This window comes from Halolactibacillus sp. JCM 19043, from assembly GCF_001310395.1.
In the GTDB taxonomy this organism is placed as follows: domain Bacteria; phylum Bacillota; class Bacilli; order Bacillales; family Amphibacillaceae; genus Halolactibacillus; species Halolactibacillus miurensis.
This window is the reverse complement of sequence record NZ_BAXD01000001.1, coordinates 204,798-217,398: the sequence shown is the minus strand read 5'-3', so window position 1 is coordinate 217,398 and position 12,601 is coordinate 204,798. Positions and strand designations below refer to the sequence as shown.

General features: G+C 39.8%; 14 protein-coding genes and 3 pseudogenes. 5 read left to right on the top strand and 12 right to left on the bottom strand.

The genetic code is table 11. The features are described 5' to 3' along the window. Positions 1-93 precede the first annotated feature (93 nt). The 9 genes from JCM19043_RS01180 to JCM19043_RS01140 all read right to left on the bottom strand — a co-directional run bounded on the left by JCM19043_RS01180 (position 94) and on the right by JCM19043_RS01140 (position 5,687). The gene (locus tag JCM19043_RS01180) at positions 94-831 is read right to left on the bottom strand and encodes a SigF/SigG family RNA polymerase sporulation sigma factor (RefSeq protein WP_062319251.1); all 738 of its coding nucleotides are present in this window, start codon (positions 829-831) and stop codon (positions 94-96) included. Position 832: 1 nt separating this feature from the next. Beyond that, the gene (gene spoIIAB, locus JCM19043_RS01175; protein ID WP_062319249.1) at positions 833-1,267 is read right to left on the bottom strand and encodes an anti-sigma F factor; all 435 of its coding nucleotides are present in this window, start codon (positions 1,265-1,267) and stop codon (positions 833-835) included. Beyond that, positions 1,267-1,617 carry an anti-sigma F factor antagonist gene (gene spoIIAA, locus JCM19043_RS01170; RefSeq protein WP_062319247.1) on the bottom strand — a complete coding sequence of 117 codons (351 nt, stop codon included), beginning with the start codon at positions 1,615-1,617 and terminating at the stop codon, positions 1,267-1,269. Before spoIIAA ends, spoIIAB begins: the two co-directional genes overlap by 1 nt. 207 nt (positions 1,618-1,824) lie before the next feature. Then, entirely contained in the window at positions 1,825-2,709 is an 885-nt protein-coding gene (gene xerD / locus JCM19043_RS01165) for a site-specific tyrosine recombinase XerD (RefSeq protein ID WP_062319245.1), read from the bottom strand. A 76-nt stretch (positions 2,710-2,785) separates the two neighbouring features. Beyond that, positions 2,786-3,241, bottom strand: coding sequence for a Fur family transcriptional regulator (locus tag JCM19043_RS01160; protein ID WP_062319243.1), 456 nt, complete (start codon positions 3,239-3,241; stop codon positions 2,786-2,788). Between the two features lie 108 nt (positions 3,242-3,349). Beyond that, a complete protein-coding gene (locus JCM19043_RS01155) occupies positions 3,350-3,949 on the bottom strand; it encodes a stage II sporulation protein M (protein ID WP_062319241.1) in 600 nt (199 codons plus the stop codon). 94 nt (positions 3,950-4,043) lie between these two features. Further along, positions 4,044-4,586: an NUDIX hydrolase gene (locus JCM19043_RS01150; protein WP_062319239.1), complete on the bottom strand. Its 543-nt coding sequence runs from the start codon at positions 4,584-4,586 to the stop codon at positions 4,044-4,046. 45 nt (positions 4,587-4,631) lie between these two features. Further along, complete coding sequence (locus JCM19043_RS01145) at positions 4,632-4,859, bottom strand: YqkE family protein (protein ID WP_062319237.1); 228 nt, start codon at positions 4,857-4,859, stop codon at positions 4,632-4,634. 45 nt (positions 4,860-4,904) lie between these two features. Beyond that, complete coding sequence (locus JCM19043_RS01140; RefSeq protein WP_062319235.1) at positions 4,905-5,687, bottom strand: SDR family oxidoreductase; 783 nt, start codon at positions 5,685-5,687, stop codon at positions 4,905-4,907. Positions 5,688-5,772: 85 nt separating this feature from the next. On the opposite strand from JCM19043_RS01140, the gene JCM19043_RS01135 reads away from it, so the two are divergent. The 4 genes and pseudogenes from JCM19043_RS01135 to JCM19043_RS01125 all read left to right on the top strand — a co-directional run bounded on the left by JCM19043_RS01135 (position 5,773) and on the right by JCM19043_RS01125 (position 8,514). Further along, the gene (locus JCM19043_RS01135; RefSeq protein ID WP_062319233.1) at positions 5,773-6,492 is read left to right on the top strand and encodes a glycerophosphodiester phosphodiesterase family protein; all 720 of its coding nucleotides are present in this window, start codon (positions 5,773-5,775) and stop codon (positions 6,490-6,492) included. Between the two features lie 98 nt (positions 6,493-6,590). Continuing rightward, a pseudogene (namA, locus tag JCM19043_RS01130) lies at positions 6,591-7,589 on the top strand (NADPH dehydrogenase NamA). Then, positions 7,589-7,906 carry an MBL fold metallo-hydrolase gene (locus tag JCM19043_RS17095; protein WP_231631337.1) on the top strand — a complete coding sequence of 106 codons (318 nt, stop codon included), beginning with the start codon at positions 7,589-7,591 and terminating at the stop codon, positions 7,904-7,906. The pseudogene namA and the gene JCM19043_RS17095 overlap by 1 nt, the downstream one beginning before the upstream one ends. Then, entirely contained in the window at positions 7,903-8,514 is a 612-nt protein-coding gene (locus tag JCM19043_RS01125) for a hypothetical protein (protein ID WP_231631336.1), read from the top strand. The genes JCM19043_RS17095 and JCM19043_RS01125 overlap by 4 nt, the downstream gene beginning before the upstream one ends. Positions 8,515-8,554: 40 nt before the next feature. Here JCM19043_RS01125 and JCM19043_RS01120 read toward each other — a convergent pair. Together JCM19043_RS01120 and JCM19043_RS01115 are read right to left on the bottom strand one after the other, a co-directional pair. Next, positions 8,555-9,785 (bottom strand): annotated as a pseudogene (locus JCM19043_RS01120) (DNA polymerase IV). A gap of 226 nt (positions 9,786-10,011) precedes the next feature. After that, positions 10,012-11,131: pseudogene (locus JCM19043_RS01115) on the bottom strand (M20/M25/M40 family metallo-hydrolase). Between the two features lie 227 nt (positions 11,132-11,358). On the opposite strand from JCM19043_RS01115, the gene prli42 reads away from it, so the two are divergent. After that, positions 11,359-11,502: a stressosome-associated protein Prli42 gene (gene prli42, locus JCM19043_RS16215; RefSeq protein WP_089852845.1), complete on the top strand. Its 144-nt coding sequence runs from the start codon at positions 11,359-11,361 to the stop codon at positions 11,500-11,502. Between the two features lie 75 nt (positions 11,503-11,577). On the opposite strand, the gene JCM19043_RS01110 is transcribed toward prli42, so the two are convergent. Further along, positions 11,578-12,531 (bottom strand): aromatic acid exporter family protein, encoded by a 954-nt coding sequence (locus JCM19043_RS01110; RefSeq protein WP_062319231.1) that lies wholly within the window; start codon positions 12,529-12,531, stop codon positions 11,578-11,580. Positions 12,532-12,601 lie beyond the last annotated feature (70 nt).

Below are 12,601 nucleotides of genomic sequence, written 5' to 3'. Positions count from 1 at the left end.
GGTCATTTTCTTTTTGATTAGATCGCAACGCCCTACTACTTTCTCATCCATCTATTTCCCTCCTTTTTGACAGTTTAGTCAAAAAGAATCGGGCTATACTTCTTGAGATAAATAGTTTTTAAGTAATTGGAGGCTTTTCTTTTCTAAGCGTGACACTTGTACTTGCGAGATACCTAAACGTTCGGCTACTTCCATTTGGGTACAGTCTTTAAAATAACGTAAGTACATGATGATTTTTTCGCGTCTTGCTAAACGGTTGAGGCTATCTGTTACTAACAAACGCTCAACGACATCGGGTGCGTCACTGGCGAGCTGATCTAAACAAAGAATCGCTTGTCCGTCACTTTCATAAATCGATTCATAAATCGATTGTGGACGTCTTACCGCTTCTTCTGCTTCAATGATTTGTTCCGTTGTTAAGTCTAATTGAACCGCTAACTCATGAATACTTGGCACTTTACCTGTCGACTTCATGATACGTTCACGTTGATGATGGACTTTTACGGCGATTTCTTTTAACGTTCGACTGACTTTAATCACACCATCATCACGTAAAAATCGCTGGATTTCCCCGATAATCATCGGGACCGCATATGTTGAAAACTTCACATCGTAAGACAAGTCGAATTTATCTATCGCCTTAATTAAGCCGATGGAACCCATTTGAAATAAATCTTCCGACTCGTAACCCCGATGTTTATAACGATTAACAATCGACCAAACAAGCCGTTCGTTTTTTTCGACAAGAATGGATTTGGCGTTCGCATCGTGTAGTTGCGCTTGAATAATTAATCGTTTCAATTCATCATCTTTTAGTAAATCTGCCGCCATCTTATACACCCATCGCAACGGACACTAACATTTTTTCAAGCGTCACGACAGTGCCTTTACCAGGTGTCGACTCAATATGACAACGGTCCATAAATTGCTCCATAATAGTAAAGCCCATGCCAGAACGTTCACACTCTGGTTTTGTTGTGAATAATGGTTCTTTGACTTGTTCAATATTGTCAATGCCTTGACCGTTATCTTTAATCACAATCGTTAATATACCAGCGACAATAGCTAGCCTTAATTCAACAATGCCCGGTTGATATTCATAGCCGTGGATAATCGCATTGGTGACCGCTTCTGAGACGACCGTCTTCACATCAGATAGCTCATCAAAGGTCGGGTCATATGGCAACATAAAGCTAGAGACAATCACACGCGCTAAGCTTTCATACTCACTTAAACTCGGGAACTGAACAACTACTTCATTTTTCATTAGGAAACCCCCAGCCATTCACGCGCATCATATTCGTCCTCAGTGAACGTGATAATTTTAAATAACCCGGATAAATCAAATAGGCGTTTAACTTGTCGGGTAATACCACAAATCACTAAACTCCCTCCATAACTTTTTAGTACTTTATAACGGCCTAAAATCACACCCAAACCCGAACTATCAATAAAGTCAACACCTGCAAGTGATAAAATAACGTGGTTAATCGGATAGTTCGTTAAATAATACATCCATTCTTCTCTAAACTGATCTGTCTCGTGATGATCTAAATCTCCTGTTAATCTGACAATTAAACAATCATCGTGTACTTCGAATTCTTTCATTAATCCCATCATCGTCTTCCTCTCTGAATAGATTACGTTAATTTCACTTTCATCAACAGATTTCGGCGAGGAAAGACGGTTTACCTGCCACACCAGAAAACTAGTCAGCTATCGCTAAAACTAGAAGAGAATCGACATCAGAGCTTTCGTTTGAAAACAGAAAAAAATAATAAAAAAGGATGAAAGAAAAAAACACAGGTTTCCCTGTGTTTAGCGCTAAGCTCTTGGATGATAGGTCTGATAAATCGTTTGGAGTCGTTTTTTTGTGACATGTGTATATATTTGTGTCGTTGAGATATCACTATGCCCTAACATTTCCTGCACTGCTCTTAAATCCGCCCCATTTTCTAACAAGTGCGTGGCAAACGAGTGTCGCAATTTATGAGGCGAGATATCTTTTTTTATCCCAACATCTTTTGCGCGCTGCTTAATAAGTTTAAAAAATCCTTGACGAGAGAGAGGATTGCCATGGTGATTGACAAATAACGTGTGATGCTGTTTATTTTTTATGAGTACTAATCGAGCATGGGCAATATACTCACTAACCGCTTCTGTTGCTACTTCACCTAACGGGATAATCCTCTCTTTATTCCCTTTTCCAATGAGCCTGATAAAGCCAATATCTAAATGTAAATCATTAAGACTTAGTCCGATACATTCAGACACACGTAAACCAGTCGCATACATGAGTTCAAGCATCGCTTTCGTGCGTGATTCAAGCGGTGTTGTCACGTCTATATCTAATAACTGTTCAACTTCACTAACAGAGAGGACTTCAGGTAATGTTTGTCTTTTTTTTGGCGTATCAATATGTAAACTCGCATCATGTGACACGCGATTTTCTCGTTTTAAAAATTGGTGAAACAACCGTAAGGTTGATAGAACCCGTTGGATTGTCGCTTCGCTTTTTCCAGCATCTTTGATGTCATACAAATACATCAACAAAACCTCACGACTCACGTCTTCCCACTGCTTAATCTGTTGCGATGTTAAAAAGACCTCATATTGGATTAAGTCGCGCTGATAAGACTCAATCGTATTGTCACTTAAGCCACGTTCAATTTTAATATACTGAATAAAATCTTGACGTTCATTTATCATTTAATCCCTCTTTTCATTGATACATAAAAATACGAAAAAGTAAAAATGAAACAAAAAATCACAGGTCACCTGTGATTTAATTGGATTCCTTATTTTTTTGTTGGCAATGGCGACAAATTCCGTGAAACGTTAATCGATGGTCTTTCACTTGAAATTGCCATTGATCTTCAACTTTTTTCTCAACATCTTCAAGTAAATCTTCAACGATTTCTTCCACTGTGCCACATTCCATACAGACTAAATGATGGTGAAAATGCGCTGCCCCTTCTTTACGTAAGTCATAACGTGAGACACCATCACCAAAATTAATTTTATCCACAATTTTAAGTTCTGATAATAATTCAAGGGTTCGGTAAACCGTTGCTAGACCTATTTCAGGTGCTTTTTCTTTCACGAGTAAATAAATATCCTCAGCACTTAAGTGGTCTTCTTCTCTTTCAAGTAGTACACGTACGGTCGCTTCCCGTTGAGGGGTTAACTTATAGCTTTCAGCATGTAATTGTTTTTTAATACGTTCAATACGATGTTCCATCACGGAAACCTCCCTACATTCTCAATTATAGTCAGCGATATGTCGTCTGTCAATTAAAATTATTATCAAGTGTAAATGATTATCAATAACACATTCTTATCATGAGCGTTAAGTGAAAACAGCCAAAAGTTTTGGGAAGACATACATAAAATAACTGTATTCGATACCAGATAAAACCATAATCACGACAACCCACAAAACCATCCGTCGGTGGTAGAGACTCAATGTACGAGGGAGCTGCATTGACGTATGAGATGACTGTTTACTAAAAAACAGTTTATGTATATGTAACGCTTGAATGCCAAATATTAAACTTAACGGCAAGAAAACAAGGTGATCGACCACCAATGCGCTCATCGCTAGTCCTATCCCTTTAAACTCAAAAGTAGACAAACATATCGCAATCGTATAGCCGACCCGTACGCCTAACAATACGTATATAAAATAAATGATGGGGACACCAATGAAGGATAGTCCAGCAATATATATGACGACGTATAGCCACATATTGTCTATCAACAACGTCCCGTATTCAGTTAATGACCATTCACTGACGGTAAAACTCGGGACAGACAAGGTGAACGTCTCAGAAAAAGAATGGACCAACGTATAACTGCCTAATACGACACCTATAAGAAACAGAACAAACAAACCAATGAGTTGATGTTTATGTTGGATGATGTAGTGAAAAATAGTTGATTGATTCAAAAGTCGTCCCTCCATATAGTTATTCTTTTCTATTCTATGAAGGAAACGACAGAATGATGTTAAATATCAGGTGATCAACAATTTCACATAATAATTAAAAGCCGCGTAATTTCAAATACTGCAGAGCATACATCGTTTTTAAATCATGAATGCGCTCATCTTTTACAAGTTGATCAAGCTCTTCCATCGTATAAGTCTCACAATCTAAAAATTCATCTTCATCAAGGGCTTTTTCTTCTATTAATGGGATTAATTTATCCGTATAGTATAAATAAATACGCTCATCACAAAAGCCTGGCGTTGTATAAAACGACGTGACATACTCCAATTGGTTTGTGGTAAACCCCGTTTCTTCTTCTAATTCTCTCACCGCAGTCACTTCAGGAGCCTCACCCGGTTCAAGCTTACCGGCGGGCACTTCTACTAAGTTTTTTTCGAGCGGCTTACGGTATTGTTCAACCATCACTACCCGTTGATCCTTCGTCACAGCAATAATTGCAACAGCACCTTGATGTTTTACAAGCTCACGAATCGAGGTTTCTCCATTAGGTAATAACACATCATCCACACTGACTTTGATTATTTTACCGTTAAAAATCTCTTGTGATAGTATTGTCTTTTCTTCAAATTTACTCATGTCTTCCCTCCTAAGTATGGTTAAGCTCATTTTTACTGTACCGGATTACTTATACTGATGCCAGTCCATCTCACTCTCGCTTAACAATTCCTCGAACGTTTTATTTTTTTCGCGTTCGAGCGCAGCTTTTCGTTTGGCTTTCTTTTGGCGCCCTAATGCTTCTTCTTCGTCTTTCAATAATTTTGATTTCATTCGCTGTAGTAAATCAACTTCTTTTTTACCTAAACGTTCTTCGGCATCTTTTGTCATCTTTTTCAGTTCACGTTTACTCATTTTTCAAAACTCCTTAATTAAGTTGGTTACTTTTTCGTGTTTTCATTATTTTTTGTTAAAAGCACCTTGCATAAAAAATTCTAACGTTCGCGGAAACAAAGCATGTAGTTTACTGCCAAAACTCATCCATAACGGTAAATTTAGTTCGCGTTTATTCGTATAGAGTAAGCGATCAATTTTTACTGCCACCTTCTCAGGTGTTAACATGATTTTTTCAACCGCTTGTTCATACTGACCGGATTGGTCTGCTGTTTTAAAGAATGACGTCTTGACGGGACCGAGATTAACGGTTGTCACCGCAACATTTGTATCGTTTAATTCCAGTCGCAAAGCATTAGAATAACCAATCACCGCATGTTTTGTCGCCGCATAACTCGTCGCTTTAGGCGTCGCTAATTTACCTGCCAAAGAGCCGATATTAATAATGTGTGTCTTCGTGTTGCGTCTGATAAACTCAGGTATAAGTAAACGATTAAGTTCCATCATAGAGAGCACATTTAAGTGAAACATTTGTGAAGTCGTTTCTCTGGGCGTGCCTGTAGCATATTCAAATAATCCAAAGCCCGCATTATTAATGATGACATCCACCGAAGAAACATCGGTCAAAACTTCTTCAACAAGTGACCCTAGCTTTGACGTTTCAGTTAAATCCATTGGGTAAATAAAGACGGTGGCTCCTTTTGATTGTAAGTCATGTGCCAATGCCGTTAGTTTATCTTCACTTCTGCTAATTAGAACTAACGTACGGTTTTCTCTTGCTAATTGATAACTTAACGCCCGACCTAGCCCCTTGGTTGCGCCAGTAATGACAATCGTATCTTTTTTCATAAAAGCCCCACCTTTTTACTGTTTTCTCTCCTCTTATTATGCTACGATTTAAAAGAGACTGCAAACAAAAATTGAGGTGATGTTGGTGACGCTTATTTATGCACATCGAGGGGCAAGTAAGTATGCGCCTGAAAACACGCTGTCAAGCTTTAAACACGCGTTAGTTTTAGAAGCTGACGGGATTGAGACAGATGTTCAATTAACAAAGGATCACGCCGTTATCGTTATGCATGATGCGACGGTCGATCGCACGACACCTGCGCATGGTAAAATTAAGGATTACACATTAAAGACATTATTAGCGTTATCTAACGGTGAATGGTTTGATCAGGCTTTTCATGAAGATAAAATTCTGTCCCTACCCCAATTGCTTGATTGGTGGGAAACAACCAACCTGTTTTTAAATATTGAATTAAAAAGCCATCGCTATAACGACCGTGGACTTGTTAGTGAAACGCTGAGACAGTTAAAACACGTTAAGAAAACGGAAAAATTAACTTTGTCCAGTTTCAATCCAGCGTATTTAAAACAAGTAAAAACGTTAAATCCAGCACTTACGACAGGTTATTTGACGAAAAAACAACTGAGTGAACGTTTATTGAAAAAACACTGTGGCTATATTGACGGTGTGCATTTACATTATAAAGCTTTTACAACGGACTACTTAAAACGCGTCCATTCACTTGGTCTTTACTTGCATCTTTATACCGTCAATGATGCGGTCTTATTTGATGACTACTTACGGGCAGGTGTTGACGGGATTATTACTGACGACCCAGCATTAAGAACATCACCAGATGTTTAAGTTAGGTCAATTATCGACCTTTTAAACTCTAACGTATTTTGACGTGGTGGCTTCTAAAAGCCTTATTTTAACATTTTAAAAATTTAGGAGTGATTTCTATGGCAAAATTATTTGAACCTTTTACAATTAAAAATATAACATTGAAAAACCGCATCGTGATGTCACCCATGTGTATGTTCGCTGTGGAAAAAGAAGACGGAATCGTGACCCCGTTTCATGTGACACATTATGAATCACGCGCTATTGGAGGCACAGGTCTTGTGATGGTCGAAGCAACAGCCATCGAACCACGCGGACGGATTCGACCTAGTGACTTAGGTATATGGTCAGATGATCATATTGAGGGGTTGAAAACCTTAACAGACCGGATTCACGCCCACGAGGCTCATGCGGCGATTCAACTTGGACATGCCGGTATAAAAGCCCAGACAAATGACATACCCATTGCGCCTTTTAGTGAAGAGGTACTGTGACAGCTATGACGCCGCACATGATTGATCAAATGATTGACCAATTCAAAGTCGCCGCGATTCGTGCGAGAAAAGCAGGGTTTGATATTATTGAGATTCACGCGGCTCACGGTTATTTATTAAACCAATTTCTATCACCGCTTACGAATAAACGCAGCGATGCTTACGGTGGCACAAGAGAACATCGTTATCAGGTAGTAAAAAAAGTCATTGACGCCGTTAAAGCTGTCTTTCATGGTCCATTGTTTGTTAGAATTTCTGCAGATGAATACCATGAAGCAGGCAATACGGCTGAAGATTTCATCTACTTCAGCCAAGAAATGAAAGCTCAAGGCGTTGATTTAATCGATGTCTCCACCGGTGGTGTCGTGAATGTGCCTATCAATGTCTTCCCAGCTATCAATCGCTCACGCCGAGATGATTAAACGCGGGGCAGACATTGCTACTGGCGCCGTCGGCTTGATTACGGAAGCGGCACATGCCGAAGAGATTTTAAACAATCAACGAGCGGATTTGATTTTTATTGGACGCGAGCTCTTACGTCATCCGTACTGGCCAAAAGTGGCTAGTGAGGCATTAAACGTTGAACTGGAAGCACCTACACCATATAAGCGAGGGTGGAACTAATGCACGTTACTTTTTTAGGCACAGGTTCTGGTCTTCCGTCTAATAACCGTAATGTGTCTAGTTTAGCTCTTGATTTAACGAATAAAGGGGAGGGTATTTGGTTATTTGATTGCGGGGAAGCTACCCAACATCAAATATTAAAAACATCGATCAAGCCCCGTAAGATTAGCAAAATTTTCATCACGCACTTACATGGCGATCATATTTATGGATTACCGGGGCTATTGTCAAGTCGTGCCTTTTTAGATGGTACGTCACCTGTCGATATTTACGCACCTAAGGTATACAGACCTTTATTGACACGGCATTTCGTGTGAGTGGCACGCATGTACCTTATGTGATTCATTATCATGATTTAGTCGACGGTGGTGTGTTCCAGCTAAAGACATGTGATGTTCACGTCAAACAGTTAAACCATGGTCTTGTTTCTTTCGGCTTTAAAGTGTGTGAGCACAATCAATTAGGAGAACTAAACGTTCAAAAGTTACAAGCACTTGGTCTCAAACCTTCACCCCTCTATCAACAAATCAAAGACCAACCAGAAACAACCTTACCTGACGGGCGCGTGATTATGCGCCGTGATGTTATCGGTCCTGATAAAAAAGGCCGCGTCATAAGCATTCTCGGTGATACCGGCCCTGTTGACGCTTTAGTTGATTTTATTAAAGGGAGTCAATTACTGATTCATGAAGGGACTTATGAACAAGCACTCGTGGAACTTGCGAGAAGTCATTCGCATAGTACGATTGATGAAGCATGTGAACTTGCTCAATTAGGAAATGTTGACCAGCTCATTATTAATCACCTATCCCAGCGTTATGATCCGCATCAACTGAACACGCTCTTAGAAGATGCACAAATAATTTTTCAACAGACCGCTTTCGCTTATGATTTTATGACTTACACTGTCCCGAAGCGATCGTAATGAAAGACAACTAGCCACCTCCTTATATTAAGGAAAGTGGCTAGTTGTCTTGTCGATAATCATCTAAAAAATCTTTTTGAAAACTTGTTGTCGGTTGATTTGACTCTGAATCAATCAGCGAATCAGTTTGTTTCTTTTTCTTCAAAGAGCGATCAAACGGGTTGTATCCATACTTATTTGTTAGTGCTTGAATCGTTGATTCGAGTTGTTCATGTTTTAAATGATCTTTATAGTGAAACAAATCGAGTTGTTCGTAGTAGTGTTTTTTCTCAATCAGTCCTTGAACAGTCACACCAAGTAGACGAATCGCCTCACCATTCCAATGCATCTCAAATAACTGGGTCGCAAGGCCATAGATATCCCCTGCTTGTTCAATCGGTCGATGGACCGTGACACTTCGCGTAATCGTTTTACGATCATAATAACGAATCATCAGCTGGACCGTTTCACCGATGTAAGCTTTTCTTTTAAGACGGATCGATACTTTATTGGATAGTTTCCGAATCAATGATAACAGTATCGTCTCATCGATGGTGTCGTGCCTTAATGTTTCTGAATGGCCCACACTCTTAAAATCAAACACACTATCAGGATCGACCGCTCGATGATCCTCTCCGTTAGCGCGCTTGATCAACCTTACTCCGTTAATGCCAAGCACACGCCTTAAAATGACATCATCAGCCACAGCTAAGTCGCCAATTGTATAAATATTTATCTGATTAAGCTTTTCTTTTGTTTTAGCCCCAACCCCGTGCATCTCACCAATATCTAGTGGCCATAACACTTGCGCTAGTTCTCTTTTTCGTAACACCGTAATACCGAGTGGCTTTTTCATATCTGAGGCCATCTTAGCTAAAAACTTATTCGGGGCAATCCCGATACTGCATGGTAAATCTAGTTCATTTAAAAGACGTTGTTGTAATTTTTCAGCGATTTCAAGTGGACTGCCTTGCGTCTCACACTCACTAATGTCTAAGTACTTCATCAATCGAAACGGGTTCAACTTTGTCAGTAATCTCTGCCATTACCTTAAACATGGCTTTTGATGCTTCGCGGTAACGTTCGAAGTTAGGTTTTAAGACAATCAATTCCGGACAAAGCTTTTTCGCTTGAAATAGTGGCATCGTTGTCTTGACACCTTTGGCTCTTGCTTCATAGCTACTTGTGACGATAATACCGCGGCGTTCCTCAGGATTTCCAGCAATGGCAAGCGGTTTTCCTTTTAGCGAAGGATTATACGCCATTTCAACTGAGGCATAAAAACTATTCATATCCACATGAAAAATAACGCGTCCTTTTTTGGGATAATAACTCACCTTATCTGACTCTCCTCTCTTAAGAACAACCGTTCTAGCTCTATCGTATCACAACCTGAAAGTAAAAGGGAATACATGTGTTTGTGATGGCGGACACAACAAATAATTATGCACGTGTTGGATCTTCATTGATCTAAACATTGAAAAACCACACCCGTTTACGTGAGTGTGGTTAGGAACATTAAGCTTTCTGTGTGACTGTTTTAATGATTTCAACAACGAGTTCAGTAATTTTAACAAGTTCTTGAATCGGCATGGCTTCATTCGTTGTATGAATATCACGATAACCTACCGCCAAGTTGACCGTTGGAATCCCAAAACCAGAAATAATATTAGCATCACTTCCGCCGCCGCTCGTTTTAACGACAAACGTACGATTGATTTGTTCAATGGCTGTTTTGGCGATTTGAACAACGTCATCTGATTCATTTCGTTTAAAGCCTGGATACATAAATTCTGTTTCCACTTCAGCCGACCACCCATTTCAGCCGCGACTGCCTCGAACGCCTCCACCATTTTTTTCACTTGTTGTTCAACCTTATCCTGGTCGAGTGAACGCGCTTCTGCTAACACTTCGACATAATCACAAACAATGTTCGTCTTATCCCCACCCGAGAAACGGCCAATATTCGCCGTTGTTTCTTCATCGATCCGGCCGAGGGGCATCCGACTAATCGCTTTGGATGCCATCGTAATCGCGGAAACGCCTTTTTCCGGTGCGACACCAGCATGGGCTGTTTTTCCGTGGAGCTTCGCAAACACTTTCACTTGTGTTGGCGCTGCCACGATGACATCCCCAACAGGTCCATCACTATCAAGCGCATAACCGAATTCGGCATGAATCATCTCTTTATTTAAAGCTTTGGCACCAACAAGACCCGATTCCTCACCGACAGTTATAACAAACTGAATATCACCATGAGCTATATTTTGTTCTTTTAAGACTCGGATTGCTTCAAAGATGGCCGCAAGGCTGTTTTATCATCGGCGCCAAGAATGGTTGACCCATCGGATTTAATCACGTCACCATCAATGAGGGGCTTCACACATTTACCAGGTACCACCGTATCCATATGTGAGGTAAAGTAAATGGTCGGGGCATCTACATTACCTTTCAACGTACAAATCAAGTTATTGGCTCCAAATCCCGTCGCTTCTTTCGCTTGATCTTCTTTTACTTCAACACCAAGTGACTCAAATAAGGCTTTTAATCGTGTTTGAATCGTTCCTTCATGTCCTGTTTCTGAATCAATTTGAACGAGTGTTAAAAATTCATCGACTAACCGTGCTTCATTAATCATTTTGTCCATTCCCTTCAGTTTCATATTTTTCTCCTTCTACGTTACTCCATTAATCAAGCGTTTGTCAATGATGGCAGCGGATGAAGGCTTCTGAGAAGTTTTACTTGTATCTTATTTGGATTCGCGCTAAAATAAAAATAGAAATTATTTTGAAAGACTGTTTGAGTAGAGATAATCTAATAATATTCAATGATTTCAAAACTTACATCATGCTTGGAGGTTTACTAATGGCAAAGCACACAAAAAAAGCACCACAAGAACAAACAAGAAAGCCATCAAAACGTGAGCGTCGTCAAAAAATCATTGTTTACGTCATGATTCTTGCGATGGTCGGTTCACTAATGGCATCTGGTTTAACCTATATTTTATAATGTCACCATCGACAAACGTCAGGACCCATTACGGGACCTGACGTTTTTTTATAATCTATATGTCAATCACGTACTTCAATCAATCACATCTTTTACGGTTTGATTTTTGATGGCAAGATAGTGATCAATTTCATTGAGTAACTGAAATAAATCTGCACGGATTTCAAACTCTTCGCGCGTTTTCGGTAAATCTTGCTTTTCGAAACGTTCCAATAAGTCATCGACATAGCTGATATGATATTCAACCGGATTTTCCGGGTAAATCGCATCAGCTAAATCATCGAATAAATCAGCAATCAATTTGGCTTGTTTCACAGACACCATTTGTGGACGCATCACTTTTAACATGCGCTCCAATGAGTGGAGTTGAATGTCACGCATCGAAAAGTAACGACGCCGGTAACTCGTACTTTTTGAAAAACTGTTCTCCATATCTCGCTGGACTAAATCGTCTGCCTCTCGCAAAATTTTCTTCGTGCTCTCGAGTACAGTTGTATTAATCATCGTACTTTCGCCTCTTAAATAGGAGGCAATACTGCGGAAAAAGGTTTGATAATTCGCTTCGACATCTTTACGGAGCTCGATAAACTTGTTATCTAAGTTCGGCATATAAAGATTTAACAAGAGCGCCACACCAATCCCAATAAACATAATGAGTGACTCATTGATCACAATATCTACGTCCACGCGCCTTGCGGCATAAAAATGAAACAATATGACGAGACTGGTCACAATCCCCGGTGTAATATGTAATTTATTTGTGACTGGGATAAACAGTAACAGTAATAGCCCGATGGTCAGTGGTGAATAACCGATCCACTCAAAAATGACATAAGCATAGACCATGGATAATAACCCCGCAGCAATCCGGTGCCAAGCCGTTAAAAACGATTGTTTCCGTGTCGGTTGTATACAAAGAACGGCTATAATCCCGGCCGAACCGTAATTATCTAATTGCAACATCTCAGCAATAAATACCGCTGCTGGTGCCGCAATGGCCGTTTTTAGCGTACGATAGCCTATTTGCATCCCATCACCTCTTTCTCTTATCTCAAGAACATTTATCATGTTCTTATGCTCTTATTATATCCTAATCTTA